The organism is Achromobacter mucicolens, assembly GCF_029866465.1.
Taxonomy (GTDB): Bacteria; Pseudomonadota; Gammaproteobacteria; order Burkholderiales; family Burkholderiaceae_B; genus Achromobacter; species Achromobacter mucicolens.
In genome coordinates, this window is record NZ_CP123364.1 from 2201697 (window position 1) to 2223206 (window position 21510).

General features: G+C 66.3%; 16 protein-coding genes. 8 read left to right on the forward strand and 8 right to left on the reverse strand.

The features are described 5' to 3' along the window. Window positions 1-3: 3 nt before the first annotated feature. The 3 genes from QEP15_RS09995 to QEP15_RS10005 are packed head-to-tail and all read left to right on the forward strand — an operon-like array spanning window position 4 to window position 2879. Entirely contained in the window at window positions 4-612 is a 609-nt protein-coding gene (locus QEP15_RS09995; protein WP_152384151.1) for a cysteine hydrolase family protein, read from the forward strand. Then, window positions 609-2006 carry an FAD-dependent oxidoreductase gene (locus QEP15_RS10000; protein WP_280148740.1) on the forward strand — a complete coding sequence of 466 codons (1398 nt, stop codon included), beginning with the start codon at window positions 609-611 and terminating at the stop codon, window positions 2004-2006. Before QEP15_RS09995 ends, QEP15_RS10000 begins: the two co-directional genes overlap by 4 nt. 9 nt (window positions 2007-2015) lie before the next feature. Then, on the forward strand, window positions 2016-2879 hold the full coding sequence (locus QEP15_RS10005; protein WP_279990191.1) for an isocitrate lyase/PEP mutase family protein: 864 nt from the start codon (window positions 2016-2018) through the stop codon (window positions 2877-2879). A gap of 114 nt (window positions 2880-2993) precedes the next feature. Here QEP15_RS10005 and QEP15_RS10010 read toward each other — a convergent pair whose 3' ends face one another. Next, window positions 2994-3614 (reverse strand): chorismate--pyruvate lyase family protein, encoded by a 621-nt coding sequence (locus QEP15_RS10010; protein WP_280148741.1) that lies wholly within the window; start codon window positions 3612-3614, stop codon window positions 2994-2996. Between the two features lie 93 nt (window positions 3615-3707). Here QEP15_RS10010 and QEP15_RS10015 point away from each other — a divergent pair, with 93 nt between their 5' ends. After that, window positions 3708-4439 (forward strand): pseudouridine synthase, encoded by a 732-nt coding sequence (locus QEP15_RS10015; protein WP_062840884.1) that lies wholly within the window; start codon window positions 3708-3710, stop codon window positions 4437-4439. Between the two features lie 75 nt (window positions 4440-4514). On the opposite strand, the gene QEP15_RS10020 is transcribed toward QEP15_RS10015, so the two are convergent. After that, window positions 4515-5426 carry a LysR family transcriptional regulator gene (locus QEP15_RS10020; protein ID WP_152385477.1) on the reverse strand — a complete coding sequence of 304 codons (912 nt, stop codon included), beginning with the start codon at window positions 5424-5426 and terminating at the stop codon, window positions 4515-4517. 332 nt (window positions 5427-5758) lie between these two features. Between QEP15_RS10020 and QEP15_RS10025 the strand changes: the two genes are divergently transcribed. The 3 genes from QEP15_RS10025 to adeC are packed head-to-tail and all read left to right on the forward strand — an operon-like array spanning window position 5759 to window position 11633. Continuing rightward, the gene (locus tag QEP15_RS10025) at window positions 5759-6961 is read left to right on the forward strand and encodes an efflux RND transporter periplasmic adaptor subunit (protein ID WP_062840886.1); all 1203 of its coding nucleotides are present in this window, start codon (window positions 5759-5761) and stop codon (window positions 6959-6961) included. Between the two features lie 14 nt (window positions 6962-6975). Beyond that, on the forward strand, window positions 6976-10155 hold the full coding sequence (locus tag QEP15_RS10030) for an efflux RND transporter permease subunit (RefSeq protein WP_152384155.1): 3180 nt from the start codon (window positions 6976-6978) through the stop codon (window positions 10153-10155). Next, on the forward strand, window positions 10155-11633 hold the full coding sequence (adeC, locus tag QEP15_RS10035) for an AdeC/AdeK/OprM family multidrug efflux complex outer membrane factor (protein WP_280148742.1): 1479 nt from the start codon (window positions 10155-10157) through the stop codon (window positions 11631-11633). Before QEP15_RS10030 ends, adeC begins: the two co-directional genes overlap by 1 nt. 87 nt (window positions 11634-11720) lie before the next feature. Here the strand turns inward: adeC and QEP15_RS10040 are convergent, their stop codons facing one another. The 6 genes from QEP15_RS10040 to QEP15_RS10065 all read right to left on the reverse strand — a co-directional run bounded on the left by QEP15_RS10040 (window position 11721) and on the right by QEP15_RS10065 (window position 18445). Continuing rightward, complete coding sequence (locus QEP15_RS10040) at window positions 11721-11972, reverse strand: GlsB/YeaQ/YmgE family stress response membrane protein (protein WP_056316497.1); 252 nt, start codon at window positions 11970-11972, stop codon at window positions 11721-11723. A 113-nt stretch (window positions 11973-12085) separates the two neighbouring features. Then, window positions 12086-12700, reverse strand: coding sequence for an SCO family protein (locus QEP15_RS10045; protein WP_056316499.1), 615 nt, complete (start codon window positions 12698-12700; stop codon window positions 12086-12088). 233 nt (window positions 12701-12933) lie between these two features. Further along, the gene (locus QEP15_RS10050; RefSeq protein ID WP_217617909.1) at window positions 12934-15000 is read right to left on the reverse strand and encodes a M3 family metallopeptidase; all 2067 of its coding nucleotides are present in this window, start codon (window positions 14998-15000) and stop codon (window positions 12934-12936) included. A gap of 219 nt (window positions 15001-15219) precedes the next feature. Further along, window positions 15220-16071 (reverse strand): bifunctional methylenetetrahydrofolate dehydrogenase/methenyltetrahydrofolate cyclohydrolase FolD, encoded by an 852-nt coding sequence (folD, locus tag QEP15_RS10055; protein WP_056316504.1) that lies wholly within the window; start codon window positions 16069-16071, stop codon window positions 15220-15222. Further along, window positions 16068-16694: a response regulator transcription factor gene (locus QEP15_RS10060; protein ID WP_006219003.1), complete on the reverse strand. Its 627-nt coding sequence runs from the start codon at window positions 16692-16694 to the stop codon at window positions 16068-16070. The genes folD and QEP15_RS10060 overlap by 4 nt, the downstream gene beginning before the upstream one ends. Beyond that, window positions 16691-18445: a PAS domain-containing sensor histidine kinase gene (locus QEP15_RS10065; RefSeq protein ID WP_056316505.1), complete on the reverse strand. Its 1755-nt coding sequence runs from the start codon at window positions 18443-18445 to the stop codon at window positions 16691-16693. Before QEP15_RS10065 ends, QEP15_RS10060 begins: the two co-directional genes overlap by 4 nt. A gap of 352 nt (window positions 18446-18797) precedes the next feature. Between QEP15_RS10065 and aceE the strand changes: the two genes are divergently transcribed. After that, window positions 18798-21506, forward strand: coding sequence for a pyruvate dehydrogenase (acetyl-transferring), homodimeric type (aceE, locus tag QEP15_RS10070; protein ID WP_056316508.1), 2709 nt, complete (start codon window positions 18798-18800; stop codon window positions 21504-21506). Window positions 21507-21510 lie beyond the last annotated feature (4 nt).

Here is a 21510-nt window from a genome sequence, read left to right on the forward strand (position 1 = left end):
GAAATGCACGCCTTTGATCCCCGCACGACCGCGCTGGTCATCATCGACTTGCAGAACGACTTCCTGGCGCCGGGCGGCGCCTACGACCGCGGCGGCGCGGTCAGCCCGCAGGCCAGGGCCTTGCCCGCGCGGGTCGCGCCCGTGGCCCGCGCGCTCAAGGGGCAGGGCGGTTTCGTGGCCGCCAGCCAGTTCACGCTGTGGCCCGATGCGCATGGCGAACCCATGATCTCGCCGCATCTCAAGCAACTGCGCCCGTTCCTGCGCCGTGGCGATTTCGTGGCCGGCTCCCCCGGGCAGGCCAACGTGGCCGAGCTGGACGGGCTGGTCGACGTATCGGTCTGGAAGGTCGCGTACTCCGCCTTCTTCAACACGCAGCTCGATTGGGTGCTGCGGCGCGCGGGCATCTCCAGCGTGGTCGTGGCCGGCATCGTCACCAATGGCGGGGTCGCCAGCACGGTGCGCGACGCCCACATGCGCGACTATCACGTGACGGTGCTGGCCGATGGCTGCGCCGCGCCGACACCCGCCATGCACGAGGCCGCGCTGGCGGACCTGCGCACGGTGGCCGAAGTGGTGTCGTGCCAGGACCTGCTGGACAGGCTGGCATCGTGAGCGCACCCGTCGTCAGAAGGGGCGAGGCGCCCGGCGCGGACGCGATGCACGTGCCGGTGGCCATCATCGGCGCGGGCGCCTGCGGCCTGACTGCTGCGCTGCGTCTGGCCAGCGCCGGCATCGAGACGGTGCTGATCGAACGCGATGCCGTGCCCACCGGATCCACGGCGCTGTCTTCCGGTTTCATTCCCGCGGCAGGCTCTGCCGTGCAGCGCGCCGCAGGCATCGAGGACGACGCGCAGCGCTTTGCTGCCGACATCCAGGCCAAGGCCAACGGCGCGGCCTCGCCGGCCCTGGTGGCTGCCTACACCGGCGCGGCCGCCGCTGCCATGGACGCATTGGCCGCGCACGGGCTGCGCTTCGAGGTGCTGGACGGCTTCCTGTATCCGGGACACACGGCGCGGCGCATGCACACGCTGCCCGAGCGCACCGGCGCCGCGCTGGTCGCCGCCCTGGAACGCGCCGCCACCGGGGCTGGCGCCTACCTGCTGACGCGCGCGCTGGCTCGCGAAATCTGGACGGACGACGAAGGCCGAGTCTCGGCCGTGGGCTGCGAACGCCCGGACGGCTCGGTCGACGTGATCGGCTGCGATGTCCTGATCCTGGCCTGCAACGGCTTTGGCGGCAACGCCGCAATGGTGGGCGAGTACCTGCCCGCCATGCGCGAGGCCGTCTACGGCGGCCACGCGGGCAACGACGGCAGCGCCATCCAGTGGGGCACGCAACTGGGCGCGCGCCTGGCGGACCTGGGCGGCTACCAGGGCCACGGCTCCTGGGCCACCCCACAAGGCGCGCTGATTTCCTGGGCCGTGATGATGGACGGCGGCGTGCAGATCAACCGCGAGGGCCGGCGCTTTCACGACGAGACGCACGGCTATTCCGAGGCCGCGGTCCACGTGCTGGCGCAGCCGGACTCGGTCGCCTGGAACGTCTTCGACGACCGCACGCTTGCGCTGGCGCGCGGGTTTCCCGACTTTGTGCAGGCCGAGCAAGGCCAGGCGCTCAAGACGTGCGCCGGCGTGCCCGAGCTGGCCGCGCTGATCGGCTGCGATCCGCTCGTGCTGGGCCAGACGCTGGATGCGGTCCGCCCCGGCGCGCTGGATCCGCTGGGACGCCGCTTTGAACGGACCCTGCAGGCGCCGTACCACGCGGTCAAGGTGACGGGCGCACTCTTTCACACACAAGGCGGACTGGACATCGACGCGCAATGCCGCGTCCTGGACAACGCCGGCCAGGCGCTGCCCAACCTCTTGGCCGCGGGCGGCGCCGCCCGGGGCGTTTCGGGCAACGACGTGTCGGGCTATCTGTCCGGCAACGGCTTGCTCAGCGCGGTTGCGGGCGGCCATATCGCCGCGGCCACGGCGGCGGCGCTGCTCGGGCGCCGCCTGGATTAGGAACCCAAGATGCAAACACAGAATCTGAAAGCGCAATTGGCGGCCGGCACCGTGCTGGCTCCCGGCGTCTACGACGCCTTGTCGGCGCTGATCGCCGAGCAGGCGGGCTTTTCCGCGCTGTACCTGTCGGGCGCGTCCATCGCTTACTCGCGGCTGGGCCGCTCGGACATTGGCCTGACCACGTACACCGAGGTCGAGGACACGCTGGCGCGCATCGCCGAGCGCGTGTCGGCGGCCGTGATCGTGGATGCCGACACGGGATTCGGCAACGCGCTGAACACCCAGCGCACCGTGCGCGGCTTCGAGCGCGCGGGCGCGGCCATGATCCAGCTCGAAGACCAGACCTTTCCCAAGCGCTGCGGCCACCTGGACGGCAAGAGCGTGATTCCCGCTGCCGAGATGTGCGGCAAGCTGCGCGCCGCCGTGGACGCACGCGTCAATGCGTCGACGCTGATCCTGGCGCGCACCGACGCGCTGGCGTCCGAGGGCCTGGATTCGGCGCTGGACCGCGCAGAATCCTATCTGGAAGCTGGCGCGGACGCGCTCTTCATCGAAGCGCTGCGCACGCCGGAACAGATGCGCGCGGCCTGCGACCGCTTTGCGGCGCGCGTGCCGCTCTTGGCCAACATGGTGGAGGGCGGCAAGACGCCAGTGCAGGACGCCGGCGCGCTCGCCGCCGTGGGGTTTCGCATCGTGATCTTCCCGGGCGGCACCGCGCGCGCCGTCGCGCATACGCTGCAGGGTTACTACGGCAGCCTGCGCCAGCACGGCACGACGGGGCCGTGGAAGGACAGCATGCTGGATTTCGACGGGCTCAATGACGTGATCGGCACGCCGGAACTGCTGGAGCAAGGGCGGCGGTACGAAGGCTGAACCCGCTTACAGCGGGGGGCAGGGTTCCTGAATCGGGGCGGTGTGCGCGGTTGCGACAGCAGCGGGGGCGCCGCGTGGGCTGAACGTTTTCGCTGCGGCCCGCACTCCGCCGCCTCAGCGCGGCGTGCGCTGGTGCGGCACGAGCGGCGGCACGGGCTGGCCGGCGATCAGTTCCCAGAAGTCCGGCAGAAAGCACTCGGCCACCAGCAACGGCTGGCCTTGGCGCCAGAATACCGAACGGCGCGCCCAGATGCGGCCGGCCTGCAGCGCGCGGGCTTCAGGCGGCAGCACGTTCGCGGCGGTGGCATGGAACGGTACGGGCGAGGCCAGGCGGCGGCACGCAAAGGGTGACCGGATCACCGTGCTGTCGTGATACAGCATGTCGGCCAGCGGCCGGGTCAGCAGGCGCCGCATGCCTTGCCAGGCCCCGTGCGAGGCCGTCAGCGGCGTCAGGCTGCGCGCCGGGACGCTGTCCACACCGTTCACGGACATCAATACCTCGCGGATCCACACCGGTGCGCCCGGCGCAATGCGCATCGCACGCGCCTCGTCGGCCGGCGCGCCATCGGCATACTCGGCCAACACCCGCAGACGCACCTGCCCGACCTGGCGCAAACCAGCGGTAAGTGCGCCGGGCCGGAACAGCCAGTGGCGTTGGGCGGGGGACAGAAGGGCCGGGGCTTGCGCCAGCCAGCCGGCGGCGAGAGGGGGGCAATGGGCTGCGGGTTTCGTCATGGCTGCGTATTATGCCAAGCCCCGCCCGAAGGCCGTCTGCGTCGCAATGCCGCAGGGCAGGGGGGCACCGGCCGTCCGCATACAATACCGCCCATGGAAAAAGTACGTATCTCCAAGCTCATGTCCGAGCGCGGACTCTGTTCCCGCCGCGAGGCGGACAGCTATATCGAGCGCGGCTGGGTCCGCGTCGACGGCGTCGTCGTGTCCGAATTGGGCGCGCGCGCCTATCCCGACCAGGTCATCACGCTGGAACGCGCCGCGCACGCGCGCCAGACCTCCCGCGTCACCATCCTGATCAACAAGCCCGTGGGCTATGTGTCCGGCCAGGCCGAAAAAGGCTACACGCCCGCCGTGGCGCTGATCGATTCACGCTCGCGCTTTGCCGGCGACCGCGCCCCGCAGCGCTTCGAACGCGCCCACCTCGACGGCCTGGCCGTCGCTGGCCGCCTGGACATCGATTCGCAAGGGCTGCTCGTCCTGACGCAGGACGGCCGCGTCGCCAAGCAACTGATTGGCGAAGACTCCACCATCGACAAGGAATATCTGGTGCGTGTGCAGGGCGAGCTCTCCGACAACGGGTTGGCCTTGCTGAACCACGGCCTGTCGCTGGACGGCAAGCCGCTCAAGCGCGCCCAGGTGCGCTGGCAGAACCACGACCAACTGCGTTTCGTGCTGCGGGAAGGCAAGAAACGCCAGATCCGCCGCATGTGCGAAATGGTGGGCTTGAAAGTGATCGGCCTCAAACGCGTGCGCATCGGCCGTGTTGCGCTGGGCGACCTGCCGCTGGGCCAATGGCGCTATTTGCGCGACGACGAGTCCTTCTGACACTCGCTCCCTGATTAGTCACCCGTCCCGACATCTGCTGTCGGCGTACTAAGGATTTTTCAGTCTGTTTCGGCCTTAGCCGCGTTTCATGAAAGCAGGCGTATCCTTCGCTTGCCAGTGGCTGCCCAGCCGCTCCATCAGGAACTCGATGAAGATCCGGGTCTTGGCGGGCAGCAGGCGCGTCTCGGTGACGGCGTGGACCGGAAACGGGCCAAGCTGCCAGTCGGGCAGCACGCGCTGCAACTGGCCGGACTGCTGTTCCGCCAACTGACCTCCCACCAGCACCGCAATGCCCGCGCCCAGCATGGCCAGGCGGCGGGCCATGGCGACGCCGTTGACGGAAAACCGGTTGCCCGGCGTGAACTCGATGTGCTGTTCGCCGTTGGTGAGCGGCCAGCGCGTCACGCGGCCGGCGCCTTCCGCGCGGAACTCAATGCACTCGTGCCGGGTCAAGTCGCTGGGATGCTTCGGTTCGCCGTGCTTCTCCAGGTATTCGCGCGAGGCATACAGGTAGGCAGGCAGCATGCCCAGCAATCTTGCAATCTGGGTCGAGTCGGGCAGGTCGCCGATTTCGATCGACACGTCGCAGGTCTGGAACACGCGCGATGCGTGGTCCGGGTTCGCGAGGTCCAGGAAAAACGTCACATCGGGATAGCGCCGGGAAAACTCCATGAACGATTCAGCCAGGAAGTCCGTGCCGAAGTCCGCGGGCATGTTCACCCGCAGCGGCCCGGCCGGCGTGTCCACCAGCTTCTGCAGTTCTTCATGGGCGATCTGCGCCTCGGCCACGATGCGCTGGCAGCGTTCGAAATACAACCGCCCGGCGTCGGTCAGTTCCACCTTGCGCGTGGTGCGGCTCAGCAGCCGCAGCCCCACGGACCGCTCCAATTCGGCCACCTGGCGAGACAAGGTCGACTTTGGCACGCCCAGCGAAGCCGCGGCGCGGCTAAAACTGTTTGTCTTGGCGACCTCGACGAAGAGTTCCATTCCCTGTAGGCGTTTCATGACCGAATTTTGTCACAGTGCGGATCGGACAATTGTCCCATAAATGGAATGATGTTTTCTCTTCATGCCCCTTTGTTTCTAAAGCGGGATAACTCAGAATGCGAGTTCTGCAATGCAGCAATGCGATAAACGTCCAGCCTTGCGTGTTCCACGCGAATCCACCCAGGTCGAACGCCGCGGACCGCGCCAAGACGGTCTGACGGGCTGATGTTCTTCGCAGAATCGCCCCAGGCAAACCGGCTCCTTCAGGGCCAACCGGCACGCGGCGTTTGCGCGGCGCGGGGCTACCTTTATTGAAATCGGGAATGCAATCTATGAATAAGAAAAGCGCTATGTGGCGCGGCGCGGCGGTTTTCGCGCTGACGGCATCGGCTCTCACCCTGGCCGCTTGCGGCAAGAAGCAAGAGGCGCCCCAGGCGGGCAAGCCGCAGGTCACGGTCGTCACCTTGGCGACGCAGCCCGTTTCCCTTACCACCGAACTGCCTGGCCGCACGTCCCCGTTCCGCGTGGCCGAAGTCCGCCCGCAGGTCAACGGCATCGTCCAGAAGCGCCTCTTCACCGAGGGCGGCGAGGTCAAGGCCGGCGAACAGCTCTATCAGATCGATCCCGCCCTCTACCAGGCCAACGTCGACAGCCAGAAGGCTGCGCTGGCCCGCGCCCAGGCGCAGCAGAAGACGGCCGCGCTGCTGGCCGAACGCTACAAGCCGCTGGTCGCCACCCGCGCGGTCAGCCAGCAGACCTACGACAACGCCGTCGCCTCGCGCGATCAGGCCGCCGCCGACGTGCTGTCGGCCAAGGCGGCGCTGGACACGGCCCGCATCAACCTCGTATACACCAAGGTGCTGTCGCCCATCGACGGCATCATCGGCCGCTCCGCGGTCACCGAAGGCGCGCTCGTGACGGCCAACCAGACCAGCGCGCTCGCCGCAGTGCAGCAAATCGACCCCATCTACGTCGACCTCACGCAGTCCAGCGTGCAATTGCTGCGCCTGCAGGACGCCCTGGCCAGCGGCCAGCTGCAAAAGGCCGACGGCGAGCAGGCCGCGCTGGTCACGCTGACGCTGGAAGACGGCTCGCAATACAAAGAGACCGGCAAGCTCCAGTTTTCGGAAGTGACCGTGGACCCGGGCACGGGCTCGATCACGCTGCGCGCGGTGTTCCCCAATCCCGACCGGCGCCTGTTGCCCGGCATGTTCGTGCGCGCGCGCCTGGCTGACGGCGTCGCGGCCGACGGCCTGCTGGTGCCGCAGCGCGGCGTGACGCGCAACCAGCGCGGCCAGCCGACCGCGCTGGTCGTCAACGCCAAGAACCAGGTCGAATTGCGTGACCTGAAGACCGACCGCGCCATCGGCGACAAGTGGCTCGTGACGGACGGCCTGTCCGCCGGCGACCGCGTGATCGTGGAAGGCCTGCAGATGGTGCGCCCCGGCGTTGAAGTCGTCGCCACCGAGGCCAGCGCCAAGGCGCCGCAGCCGCAGCAGCCGCAAGCTGCCGGCGCCGCGCCGGCCAAGCAGTAATCAGGGAGCCACGCATGGCAAAGTTTTTTATCGACAGGCCGGTATTTGCCTGGGTGATCGCGATCGTGCTGATGATGGCCGGCGCGCTGTCTATCCTGCAATTGCCGGTTGCCCAGTATCCCAACATCGCGCCGCCCGCCATCGGCATCGCGGTGACCTACCCGGGCGCGTCCGCGCAGACCGTGCAGGACACCGTCGTGCAGGTGATCGAGCAGCAGATGAACGGTCTTGACGGCCTGCAGTACATCTCCTCGGAAAGCAACTCCGACGGCAGCATGTCCATCACGCTGACCTTCAAGCAGGGCACCAACCCCGACACCGCGCAGGTGCAGGTCCAGAACAAGCTCGCGCTGGCGCAGCCGCTTCTGCCGCAGGAAGTGCAGCAGCAGGGCATCCGTGTCACCAAGGCCACCAAGAACTTCCTGATCGTGGCGGGCTTCGTGTCCACCGACGGCTCGATGACCAAGGACGACCTGGCCGACTACGTCGCCTCGTACGTGCAGGATCCCATCAGCCGCACGCAGGGCGTGGGCGACTTCCAGCTCTTCGGCTCGCAGTATGCGATGCGGATATGGCTGGACCCGGCCAAGCTCGTCAATTACGGACTGACCACGGTCGACATCACCACCGCGATCAAGGAACAGAACGTCCAGGTGTCGTCCGGCCAGCTGGGCGGCCTGCCGTCCGTGCGCGGCCAGCAACTTAACGCCACCATCATCGGCCCGTCGCGCCTGCAGACGCCCGAGGACTTCGGCGAGATCCTGCTCAAGGTCAATGCCGACGGTTCGCAGGTGCGCCTGCGCGATGTCTCGCGCATCGAACTGGGCGGCCAGACGTACGCCATCGACAGCTTCTACAACGGCAATCCGGCTTCGGGCCTGGCCATCAAGCTGGCGCCGGGCGCCAACGCGCTGGACACGGCGCAGGCGGTGCGCGACACCATCAACAACCTCAAGCCGTATTTCCCGCCGGGCATGGACGTCGTCTATCCGTACGACACGACGCCGTTCGTCAGCCTGTCGATCCATGAAGTGTTCAAGACGCTGGTCGAGGCCATCATCCTGGTGTTCCTGGTGATGTATCTCTTCCTGCAGAACTTCCGCGCCACCATCATTCCCACGCTTGCCGTGCCGGTGGTGCTGCTGGGCACGTTCGGCGTGCTGGCCGCCTTCGGTTATTCCATCAACACCTTGACCATGTTCGGCATGGTGCTGGCCATTGGCCTGCTGGTCGACGACGCCATCGTGGTCGTGGAAAACGTCGAGCGGGTGATGGCCGAAGAGGGCCTCACGCCCAAGCAGGCCACGCGCAAGTCCATGAGCCAGATCACCGGCGCGCTGATCGGCATTGCGATGGTGCTGGCCGCCGTGTTCATCCCGATGGCGTTCTTCGGTGGCTCCACGGGCGTCATCTACCGGCAGTTCTCGATCACGATCGTGTCCTCGATGGTGCTGTCCGTGATCGTGGCCATCGTCTTCACCCCGGCCTTGTGCGCGACGCTGCTCAAGCCCATTCCCAAGGGCCATCATGGCGCCAAGAGGGGCTTTTTCGGGTGGTTCAACCGCACGTTCGAACGCAGCAGCAACGGCTACGCCAACACCGTCGCGCGCGGCCTGAACCGCACCAAGCGCCTGATGGTCGTGTATCTGGCGCTGGTCATCGCGATGGGCTGGCTGTTCACCCGCATCCCGACCGCGTTCCTGCCGGCCGAGGATCAGGGCATCCTGTTCGCCCAGATCCAGACGCCCGCCGGCGCCACCGCCGAGGCCACCAAGGCCGTCATCGACGACGCCACCAAGTACCTGCTGACCGAAGAAAAGGACGCCGTCACCTCGGTGTTCGCGGTCAACGGCTTTAACTTCGGCGGCCGCGGCCAGAACGCGTCCATCCTGTTCATCAAGCTGCGCGACTGGGAAGAGCGCGGCGACGCCAGCCTGAAGGCCGCCGCCGTGGCCGGGCGCGCCAACGCGCATTTCGCCCAGACGGAACGCCGTGCGAAATTGTTCGTCGTGCCGCCGCCGTCCGTGATGGAACTGGGCAACGTCACCGGCTTTGACTTCCAGCTCATGGACCGCGCCGGCGTGGGCCACGAGAAGCTGCTTGCCGCGCGCAACCAGCTGCTGGGCGAGGCCGCTCAGAGCCCGGTGCTGGTGGGCGTGCGTCCCAATGGCATCGAGGACGCGCCGCAGTACCAGCTGGATATCGACCGCGAAAAGGCCCGCGCCCTGGGCGTGGCCGTGTCGGACATCAACAGCACGCTGGCTACCGCGTGGGGCTCGTCGTACGTCAACGACTTCATCGACCGCGGCCGCGTGAAGAAGGTGTTCGCGCAGGGCGAGGCGTCCTCGCGCATGCTGCCGGAAGACCTGAACAAGTGGTACGTGCGCAACAAGGATGGCGACATGGTGCCGTTCTCGGCGTTCTCCAGCGCGACGTGGAGCTTCGGCCCGCAGAAGCTGAACCGCTACAACGGCGTGCCGTCGTACAACATCCAGGGCCAGGCGGCGCCGGGCTACAGCTCGGGCGCAGCCATGGAAGAAATGGAGCGCCTGGCGGCCAAGCTGCCGGTGGGTGTCGGCTTTGAATGGACCGGCCTGTCGTTCGAAGAACGCCTGTCCGGCGCCCAGGCGCCCGCGCTGTACGCGATCTCGCTCATCGTGGTGTTCCTGTGTTTGGCGGCGCTCTATGAAAGCTGGACCATTCCGTCCGCGGTCATGCTGGTGGTGCCGCTGGGGATCATCGGCGCGCTGCTGGCCACGCTGATGCGCGGCCTGTCCAACGACGTGTACTTCCAGGTGGGTCTGCTTACGACCATCGGGCTGGCGGCCAAAAACGCCATCCTGATCGTGGAGTTCGCCAAGGAGCACTATGAATCGGGCGCCAGCCTGACGGAATCGGCCATCCACGCCGCCCGCCAGCGTCTGCGTCCCATCCTGATGACGTCCCTGGCGTTCATCCTGGGCGTGACCCCGCTGGCGATTTCCAGCGGCGCGGGCTCGGGCAGCCAGAACGCCATCGGCACGGGCGTGATCGGCGGCATGCTGACCGGCACGTTCCTGGCCATCTTCTTCGTACCGGCTTTCTTCGTCATCATGCTGCGCGTGTTCAAGGTCAAGCGCATGAGCGAAAACGTCGACAAGCACGACACCAGCGCCAAGGGGCCGCAGGACGTGCCGGCGGAGGGTCAACCGTAATGACATTCCCGATGAGAACCTTGCTGTCTGTATCCCTGGCGGCGGCCCTGGCGGGCTGCTCGCTGGCCCCCACCTACGAGCGTCCCGATGCGCCCGTCGACGCGGCTTACCCCACGGGGCCTGCGTACAACGCCGCGCAGACGGCCGCACCGGCCGGCATGGCCGTGGCCGACATCGGCTGGCGCGACTTCTTCGGCGATCCGCTGTTGCAACAGCTGATCGAACAGTCGCTGACCAACAACCGCGACCTGCGCGTGGCCGCGCTGAACGTCGAGGCGGCGCGCGCGCAGTACCGCATCCAGCGCGCCGATTTGGCGCCCAGCATCGGCGTGGCGGGCCAGGGCTCGGCCCAGCGCACGCCGGCCGACCTGTCGCCCAGCGGCCGGGCCACCACCAGCCACAGCTACCAGGTCGGCGCCGCCATGTCCGCCTGGGAGCTGGACCTCTTTGGCCGCATTCGCAGCCTGAGCGACAAGGCGCTGGAGTCGTATCTGGCGCTGGATGAAACCCGCACCGCCACGCAGCTCACGCTGATCGCCGAAGTTGCGAACGCTTACCTTACGCTGCGCGCGGACCAGGAACTGCTCAGCCTGACGCGCGACACGCTCAAGAGCCAGCAAGACTCCTTCAACCTGACCAAGCAGAGCTACGACCAGGGCCTGTCCACCGCGCTGGACCTGAGCCAGGCCGAAGTGTCGCTGCGCACGGCGGAGCGCAACCTGTCGCAATACACGCGCCAGGCCGCGCAGGACCGCAATGCGCTGGTGCTGCTGATGGGCCAGCCGTTGTCGCCCGAGATGGCGGCGGCGCTGGACAACGCGGTCAAGCTGGACGACAGCATGCTGCCGACCACGCTGCCCGCCGGCCTGCCGTCCGATCTGTTGACCCGCCGCCCGGACATCCGTGCGGCCGAGCATCAGCTAAAGGGCGCCAACGCCAATATCGGCGCGGCGCGCGCCGCGTTCTTCCCGACCATCAGCCTGACGGGCTCGGCCGGCACCGCCAGCGCCAGCCTGGGCGGCCTGTTCGACGGCGGTTCCGGGGCCTGGAGCTTCGCGCCCCAGATCACGGTGCCGATCTTCGCGGGCGGCTCGCTGCTGGCGGGGCTGGATCTGGCGAAGGTGCAGAAGAACATCCAGGTGGCGCAGTACGAGAAATCCATCCAGACGGGATTCCGCGAAGTGGCCGATGCGTTGGCCGGCCGCGGCACGCTGGACGAGCAGATCCAGGCGCAACGGTTGCTGGTGGACGCCAACCAGCGCGCGTATGACGCGTCCGAGCAACGTTTCCGGCAGGGGATCGACGATTACCTGAGCGTGCTCGATTCGCAGCGCTCGCTGTACACCTCGCAGCAGGCGCTGGTCGACACGCGCCTGGCGCGGCTGACCAATCTGGTCACGCTGTACAAGGTGCTGGGCGGCGGCTGGACGGAACGCACGGTGGCCGCGCCTGCCGCTCCGGCCGCGACTGCGGGCTGATTGCCTGGCGCGCGTTTGCGGTTTGCCATGCAAAACGGGCCGATCTTGCGATCGGCCCGTTTTTTTTGCCTGTCGAACGCGCGGACGTCAGGTGCGCTTTCTGGCGATCAGGCCCACCACGAACAGCACGATGATCGCGCCGACGACGGATCCGATCCATCCCGCGGGTTCGCCGGGGGCGTACCAGCCCAGCGATTGGCCCAGGAAGCCGGCCACGACGGCGCCGATGATGCCCAGAATGGTGGTCATGATGATCCCCATGTTCTGGTCCCCGGGCATGATGGCGCGGGCGATCAGGCCCACGATGAACCCGACGATGATCATGATGATGATGCTCATGCGCGTACTCCTTACTAGGGAAAAGGGGGCAATGTGGACTGATGATACCCACGGATACCCGCGCCCCGCGCGCCACCGTTGTAACAACTGGTGTGCGGACCCCGCCCGTCGGGTCAGGAGGTCAAGTCGATGAGCTGGCGCACATCCTTGGTCAGCGCCTCGATGCTGTCGGTGTCAGATGCCAGCAGGCGCGCCTTTCCGTCCTTGTCGAAAATGTAGACGCCGCGGCTGTGCGTCACTTCGTACATGTCGGCGTCGTCGCCAGGACGGGGCTTTTCGATCTGGTAGGCCACGCGGTAGCGGCGGGCCAGGTCCGCGATCTGCTTTTCGTCGCCCGTCACGCCGATGGCGTTGTTGTTGAAGGCGTTGACGTAGGCCTGCAGGATGTCTGGCGTGTCGCGGTGCGGGTCCACGCTGACAAAGAGAATCCGCACGTCCTTGGCCTTGTCGCCCAGGTTCTGCAACACCGCGGTCAACTGCGCCATGGTGGTGGGGCAGATGTCCGGGCAGCTGGCGTACCCGAAAAACAGCAGCACCGTCTTGCCCTTCAGGTCGTCGCTGCTGACCGTCTTGCCGCCCGCGCCCGGTAGCGAGAACTTCAGGTCCGGCAGGTGCCCCTTGACGTTGTAAAGCGTCCAGTCCACGTTCCTGTCGCCGCAGGCGGCAAGAAACACACACAAAGCCATCAGCAGTCCGCCAAAGAAGCGGCCGGTAATCGAGTGTCGCATGGGTCCAGTAGCCGGAAGGGGGTAAACCTTTCGGATTCTACCTGCTGGATCCGTGAAGAGTTTGCGCGGCCGCAATGCCTTGTGCCGGCGCAGGCTGAAATCAAAAAAATGGCCCGCTCGATGGCGGCCATCTTCCGGAGAGGCGAAATGTGCTGCAGGCGCTCAAGGTGTCAGACACCCGATGAAGGCCGCCGCAAGGTGCGGCGGTGCATCAGGGGTGTCAGACACCGTCATCAACTGACCGTCATACCGCTATGGCGCAGCAGCGCATCGATACGCGGCGCGCGGCCGCGGAACGCGGCAAAAGAATCGGCCGCCGGGCGCGAGCCGCCCACGGCCAGCACTTCGCGGCGAAAGCGCGCGCCGGTTTCCGGATCCAGCGTGCCCAGCGCATTGCCCGCCTGTTTGGCAGCCGCTTCCTCGAAGGCTTCGTACGCGTCCGCCGACAGCACTTCGGCCCACTTGTAGCTGTAATAGCCCGCGCCGTAACCGCCCGCGAACAGGTGCGAGAAGGCGTGCGGCAGGCGATGCCATTGCGGCGGGAACAGCACCGCCACTTCCTGGCGCACTTCCTGCAGCAACGCCAGCACCTCGGAAATCGACGCGCCCTTGCTGCGGTCGTGCATCAGCATGTCGAAGAGCGCAAATTCGATCTGGCGCACCGTCTGCATGCCGCTCTGGTAGTTGCGGGCGGCGACCAGGCGGTCGTAGAGCGCGCGCGGCAGGGGCTCGCCCGTGTCCACATGCGCCGACAGCTTCTGCACCACGGCCCATTCCCAGCAGAAGTTCTCCATGAACTGCGAAGGCAGCTCGATGGCGTCCCATTCGACGCTGGCGAACGCCGCGGCGCCGGGCTCGTCGACTTCGGACAACAGCGCGTGCAGCGCGTGGCCGGTTTCATGGAAGAGGGTGATGACGTCGTCGTGCGTCAGCACGGCGGGACGATCGCCGTTGGGGCGCGAGAAATTGCACGTCAGGTAGGCAATGGGCGTCTGCACCGTGCCGGCCACGACGCGGCGCGTGCGCTCGCTGTCGACCCAGGCGCCATTCTGCTTGCCGGCGCGGGCGTACAGGTCCAGATACAGATGGCCGATCAGCGCGCCTTCGGGGCTTTCGACGCGCACGCCGCGCACGTCGCCGTGCCACGACGACACGGGCGTTTCGGTCAGGCGCACGCCGAACAGGGTCTGGATCACGTCGAACAGGCCAGCCAGCACGCGCGGTTCGGTGAAGTACTGTTTGACCTCGTCTTCGGAGTACGCATAGCGCGATTCGCGCAGGCGTTCCGAGGCGTAGGGCACGTCCCACGGTTGCAGGCTGTCCAGGCCCAGTTCGCCGGTGGCATAGGCCGTGAGTTCGGCCAGGTCACGCTGCGCGAAAGGCTTGGCGCGCGCGGCCAGGTCGCGCAGGAACGCGGTCACTTCCTTGGCGTCGCGGGCCATGCGCGTCTGCAAGCGCAGCGCGGCAAACGTGCCCAGGCCCAGCAGGCCCGATTCTTCGGCGCGCAGCGCCAGCAGTTCTTCGATCAGCGGCGAGTTGTCGAACTTGGCGTCGCCCTGCTCGGACGCCACCGTGCCGTAGCCGCGGTACAGCGCCTCGCGCAGCGAGCGATCCTTGGCGTACTGCATGACGGGCAGGTAGCAGGGCATCTTCAGCGTGAGCTTCCAGCCGGCCTTGCCGTCTTCGTGGGCGGCGGCGCGCGCGGCGGCGATCACGTCCGCCGGAATGCCGGCCAGGCGGCTTTCGTCTTCCACGATCAGCGACCACGCGTCGATGGAATCGAGCACGTTTTCCGAGAACTTCTGCGAGGCCTGCGCCTCGCGATCGGAGATCTGGGCATAGCGTTCACGGTCCGCGCCTTGCAGTTCGACCCCGCTCAGGCGGAAATCGCGCAGGGCCATTTCCACGATGCGGCGGCGCACCGGCGTCCAGGACGCGAAGTCGGGCGCGGCGGCCAGCCGCTGATATTGCTTGTACAGGCCTTCGTGCAGGCCCACCCAGGTCGAAAACTCGGTGACCAGCGGCAGCGCGGCGTTATAGGCCTCGCGCAGCTCCGGCGTATTGACGACTGCATTCAGATGGCCGGCCACCGACCAGGCGCGCCACAGGCGCTCGGACGCAGTGTCCAAGGGCTCGACCACGGCCTCCCAGGTGGGCGCGAGCGCGGGATCGGCAGCCTGGTCGACGGCCTTGCGGGCGATGCCCAGCAGCTCCTCGACGGCAGGCACGATATGCGCGGGTTTGACGGCCGCGTAATCGACCAGTTCGGACACGGGAGCAAGCAGGGGGTTCTGAGTCATGGTGTTACCGGCTTATTGAGTGGCGGACGACGCGCGCGGCGCGCCGGCGATAAGGATCAGGTAAGGGCGATCGTCCCGAACGCAAGGCCCGCCGGCGGACGGGGAGGGTGTCTGCCCCCCAAGTTGCGGCTGGTGTGCGGCAGATGTCTGACACCCCAGAGACGCCTGCTCAAGCTGAAGCGCCTCTCACACGGGTGTCAGACACCGAGGTCTACGCAGTCAGCCTGCAGCGCGTTCCGCCGCTTCGACCGTGTTGACCAGCAGCATGGCGATGGTCATGGGGCCGACGCCGCCGGGGACCGGCGTGATGGCGCCGGCCACTTCCTTGGCGGACGCGAAATCCACGTCGCCGCACAGCTTGCCGTCGGCGCCGCGATTGATGCCCACGTCGATGACGACGGCGCCCGGCTTGATCATCGAGCCGTCGATCATGCCCGGCTTGCCGGTGGCCACGACCAGCACGTCGGCGCGGCGGGTCTGGGCCGCCAGGTCGCGCGTTTTGGAGTTGCAGATCGTGATGGTGGCGCCGGCCTGCAGCAGCAGCATGGCCATCGGCTTGCCCACGATGTTGCTGGCGCCCACGATGACGGCCTCGGCACCGCGCAGGTTCACGCCTTCCGATTCCAGCATCTTCATCACGCCATACGGCGTGCAGGGACGGAACAGCGGCTGGCCGGTCATGAGCAGGCCCGCGTTGCTGATATGGAAGCCGTCCACGTCCTTTTCGGCCGCGATGGCCTCGATGACCTTGTGGGCGTCCATGTGCTTGGGCAGGGGCAGCTGCACCAGGATGCCGTGGATGCTGGGATCCTGGTTCAGGACCTGGATGCGGGCCAGCAGTTCGGCCTCGGTCATCTCGGCCGGGTATTGCTCTTTCACGGAATGCAGTCCGGCCTTTTCGCAGGCCGCGACCTTGTTGCGCACATACACCTGCGACGCGGGATCCGCGCCGACAAGCACAACGGCCAGGCCGGGGCGGGTGCCCTTGGCGGCCAGGGCCGAGACACGCTCGGCGACTTCTTCGCGAATGCGCTGCGAGAGCGCGGCGCCGTCAATAATCCTTGCGGTCATGCGTGTGCCTCGGGTTTGGCCAGAGCCACTTTCATCAAATCTGCAACGGTGGTCACTTCAAGTTTTTCCATGATGTTGGCGCGGTGCGCCTCGACGGTCTTGATGCTGATGCCCAGGTCGTCGGCGATCTGCTTGTTCAAGCGGCCCGCAACGATGCGCTCCAGCACCTGTTGCTCGCGCGCGGTCAGGCGCGCCAGCATGGCTTCGTGGTCCTTCTGAGCCTGGTGCTTGCTCACGCGCTGCGTGGCCTGCTCCAGCATGCGCGCCACGATCTCGCGCAGGTCGGATTCGTTGAACGGTTTTTCCAGGAAGTCGACGGCGCCTTTCTTCATGGTGGACACCGCCATGGGCACGTCGCCGTGGCCGGTGATGAACACGATGGGCAGCGGGGCATTGCGCGCGATCAGCTGTTCCTGAAGTTCCAGGCCGCTCATGCCGGGCATCCGCACGTCGGCGATCAGCACGCCGATCTGGCTGGCGTCGTAGTCTTCCAGGAACGATTCGCCGCTGGCGTAGGCGCGAACGCGGTATCCATTGGCTTCAAGCAGCCAACGCAGCGAATCGCGGACCGCTTCGTCGTCGTCGACAATGAATACCGTGCTCGACAGGTGGGGCGTGTTCATGCGTGCAACTCCTCGGACTGATCGTTCTGGGCCTGCGTCTGGGTCGCAGCGCAGGGCAGGGTGAAGCGGAAGATAGTACCGCCGGCCGGGTTGGGGTCAGCCCACAGGCGGCCGTGATGCGATTCGATAATGGTACGGCAGATATTCAGCCCCATGCCCAGGCCCTGGGACTTGGTGCTGAAGAACGGTTCGAACAGGCGCTCGGGTTCGGCCAAGCCGTGGCCGCGGTCCACCACGGCCACCTCGATATGCTGATCGTGAAGAATTACGGCAACCTTAAGCTCGTCTGACTCGCTCTTTTCCATGGCTTCCAGCCCGTTCTTGAGCAGGTTCAGCAGTACCTGCTCAATAAGGATGGGGTCGGCCAGGACGTCGGGCGCGTTGGACGGCACGAAGCTGTCGATGCGGATGCGGCGCTTGCGGGCGTCGATCTCGGCAAAACCGATGGCGTTGTCGACAATGCGGCCGATCGCCACGCGCTGGCGGCGCGGCTCGCTGCGCTTCACGAATTCGCGGATGCGGCTGATGATCTTGCCCGCGCGCTCGGCCTGCGAAGCGGCTTTTTCCAGCGCGGGCAGCAGCATGTTGGGGCTGGTGTGGCCGGCCTTGACCAAAGCCACCGCACCCATGCTGTAGTTGGCAATGGCCGTCAGCGGCTGGTTCAGTTCGTGCGCCAGCGACGAAGCCATTTCGCCCATGGTGGTCAGGCGGCTGGTGAGCTGGATCTTTTCCTGCTGCACGCGCGACGCTTCCTCGTGCCCGCGGCGCTCGGTGATGTCGCGCGCCACCTGCATGCGCACGCGGCGCCCGTCGGTCCAGGCCAGCATGCGGTGGTGCACTTCAAACCAGCGCTGCACGGACGGCGCGAAGACTTCGACCGATTCGTCGGTGAAGCGGCCGCGGCGGCCGGCCAGCAGTTCGTCGTGTCCGCCCGTCTGCGCGCCGAACACGCGGCGATAGGTGCGGTTGGCAAACAGCAGCTCCAGCCCGTCATGCGTGTCGGCAGTGACCGAGATGGCGTCGTCCAGGCCTTCCAGCACGGTCATGAATCGTTCGTGGGCGGCCGTCAGGGCCTCGCGGATGCGCTTGGGCTCGGTGATGTCCGTCATGGACGTCATCCAGCCGATCTGGTTGCCGTTGGGGTCCAGCAAGGGCGACACGTACATGCGCGCCGTGAAGCGCGATCCGTCGCGCCGCTGGGCCTCGACCTCCAGGCCGCTGCTGGGCGTCTTGCCCGACATCAGCACGTCCAGCGTGTGCTGGTGCTGTTCGTGGCGGCCCGGCACCCAATAGGGGAAGGGCGGGCTGCGGCCGATCAGGTCGGCCTCGTTCCAGCCGATCATCCGGCAGAAGGCCGGGTTCACATAGGCGATGCGGCCCTCCATGTCGAGCACGCGCATGCCCGTGGACATGGAGTTTTCCATGGCGCGCCGGAACCCGGTCTCGGCAATGAGCGCGGCTTCGGCGGTGGACCGGAAGCGCGTATAGCGCCACAGCATCAGCAGGCTGATGACGATGACGCAGGACAGGGCAAGCACGACCCAGATCAGGCGTTGCTGGCGTAGTTCCTGGTCAATGGTGACAAACATGACGCTGTCGTCATGGATGCGCTGCAACCAGAAGAACACCCCCATCACACAGATATAGAGGATCAGCACCATGGCGGGCGTGACCCAGTACACCCCGCGCCGCCGGGTGCGGGCGTGATCGTGGAAAGGCGTAGGTATGTTTGACTTGGGCGCGCTGGACATGGAATTCGGGGCCGGTAGACCGCGCATTTTAGTGCGTGTTGGAACGGAATTGCCGGGAATCAAGTCCACCATTCGTCCTAGCCCATAAAAACGAGGGTGTTCAGCAATTCAGGTTCTGTTCAAGTTTCCGCATTATGAAATGCCGTACCGCAACATGAAATTTTCCTTGCGACCGGTTAATCTTCTTTCTTAGAATGCCGCCTGACAGGGAAACCGCCCCTGGCAGGTCCTTAGAACGCCCCGACCCCATTCATCACATGGTAGCCCGGATGATCCCGGCTACCATGCAATGTCCGCGAGCAGATCAATAAGCGGTTTGTGGTCACGAACGAACCCCAACAGGAGACACACGATGTCCTCTAACGCCCAGGCTGGCGCCGTGCAGGCCGCCAACGACGAAGACACCCTTGAAACCCAGGAGTGGCTCGAAGCCCTGGCAGCCGTCCTTGATCGCGAAGGACCGCAGCGCGCCCATTACCTGCTGGAACGCCTGATCGACGAAGCCCGTCGCTCCGGCGCTCACATTCCGTTCTCCCCCAATACCGCTTACGTCAACACGATTCCCCCCGGCCTGGAGCCGGCGCACCCGGGCAACCTGGAACTGGAATCGCGCATCCGTTCGTACGTGCGCTGGAACGCCATGGCCATGGTGGTCAAGGCCAACAAGCACAACCCGCCCGACGGCGGCGACCTGGGCGGCCACATCGCGTCGTTCGCCTCGCTGGCCACCATGATCGGCTGCGGCCAGAACCACTTCTGGCACGCTGAAGACGAAGGCCACGGCGGCGACCTGGTCTACTTCCAGGGCCACACCTCGCCCGGCATGTATGGCCGCGCCTACCTCGAAGGCCGCCTGACCGAAGACCAGCTGAACCATTTCCGCCAGGAAGTGGACGGCAAGGGCCTGTCCTCGTACCCGCATCCCAAGCTGATGCCGGACTTCTGGCAGTTCCCGACGGTGTCGATGGGCCTGGGCCCGCTGATGGCCATCTACCAGGCCCGTTTCCTGAAGTACCTGCACGCCCGCGGCATTGCCGACACCAGCAACCGCAAGGTCTGGGTGTTCTGCGGCGACGGCGAAATGGACGAACCCGAATCGCTGGGCGCCATCGCCCTGGCGGCTCGCGAAAAGCTGGACAACCTGATCTTCGTCATCAACTGCAACCTGCAGCGTCTGGACGGCCCGGTGCGCGGCAACGGCAAGATCATCCAGGAACTGGAAGGCGACTTCCGCGGTTCGGGCTGGAACGTCATCAAGCTGATCTGGGGCGGCTACTGGGATCCGCTGCTTGCGCACGACAAGGAAGGCATCCTGCGCCAGATCATGGAAGAAACCGTTGACGGCGAGTACCAGGCGTACAAGGCCAACGACGGCAAGTTCGTGCGCGAACACTTCTTTGGCAAGCACCCCAAGCTGCTGGAAGCCGTGTCGCGCATGAGCGACGAGGACATCTGGCGCCTGAACCGTGGCGGCCATGATCCCCACAAGGTGTACGCGGCCTTCAAGTCGGCCAGCGACCACACCGGCCAGCCCACCGTCATCCTGGCCAAGACCATCAAGGGCTACGGCATGGGCCACGTCGGCCAGGCCAAGAACCCGACCCACCAGCAAAAGAAGCTGGAACTCGACTCCATCCGCGAATTCCGCGACCGCTTCGGCATCCCCATCCCGGACGACAAGCTGGCGGACCTGCCGTACTTCAAGCCGGCCGAAGACTCGCCCGAAATGAAGTACCTGCACGAGCGCCGTGCCGCGCTGGGCGGCTACCTGCCCCGCCGCCGCGCCAAGGCCGACGAACAGCTCAAGGCCCCCGCGCTGGATGCGTTCAAGGCCGTGCTGGAGCCCACCGCGGAAGGCCGTGAAATCTCGACCACCCAGGCCTTCGTGCGCATCCTGAACCAGGTCCTGCGCGACAAGGAACTGGGCCCGCGCGTCGTGCCGATCCTGGCCGACGAATCGCGCACCTTCGGCATGGAGGGCCTGTTCCGCCAAATCGGTATTTACGCGCCGGAAGGCCAGAAGTACACCCCGGTCGACAAGGACCAGGTCATGTACTACAAGGAATCGGCCGACGGCCAGCTCCTGCAGGAAGGCATCAACGAAGCGGGCGCGATGAGCTCGTGGATTGCGGCGGCCACGTCGTACTCCTCGAACAACCGCATCATGATCCCGTTCTTCATCTACTACTCGATGTTCGGGTTCCAGCGCATCGGCGACCTGGCCTGGGCCGCCGGCGACATGCAGGCGCGCGGCTTCCTCCTGGGCGGCACCGCCGGCCGCACGACGCTGAACGGCGAAGGCCTGCAGCACGAAGACGGTCACAGCCACATCCTGGCCTCGACCATCCCGAACTGCGTCTCGTACGACCCGACGTTCGGCCACGAGCTGGCCGTGATCATCCAGCATGGCTTGAAGCGCATGGTGGAAGACCAGGAAAACGTCTACTACTACCTGACGGTGATGAACGAAAACTACCCGCAGCCCGGTCTGACCAAGGGCGACGAGGAAGGCATCATCAAGGGCATGTACAAGCTCAAGTCGCACGGCAAGGGCAAGAACCGCGTGCAGCTCATGGGTTCGGGCACGATCCTGCGCGAAGTCATGGCCGCGCAGGAACTCCTGGCCGCCGATTGGGACGTCGCCTCGGACCTCTGGAGCGTCACCAGCTTCACCGAGCTGCGCCGCAATGGTCTGGACGCCGAACGCCACAACATGCTGCACCCCGACGAGAAGAAGCCGCAGGTCGCTTACGTCACGGAACAGCTGGCCAAGACGGAAGGCCCGATCATCGCGTCGACCGACTACATGAAGCTCTTTGCGGACCAGATCCGTCCGTTCGTGCCCAAGGGCCGCGAATACAAGGTGCTGGGCACCGATGGTTTCGGCCGCTCGGATTTCCGCGCCAAGCTGCGCGAACACTTCGAGGTGGATCGCCACTTCGTCGTCGTGGCCGCCCTGCGCGCGCTGGCCGACGAAGGCAAGGTGCCGGTCGCCAAGGTGGCCGAAGCCATCAAGAAGTACGGCATCAATCCGAACAAAGCCAACCCGCAATACGCCTGAGGGT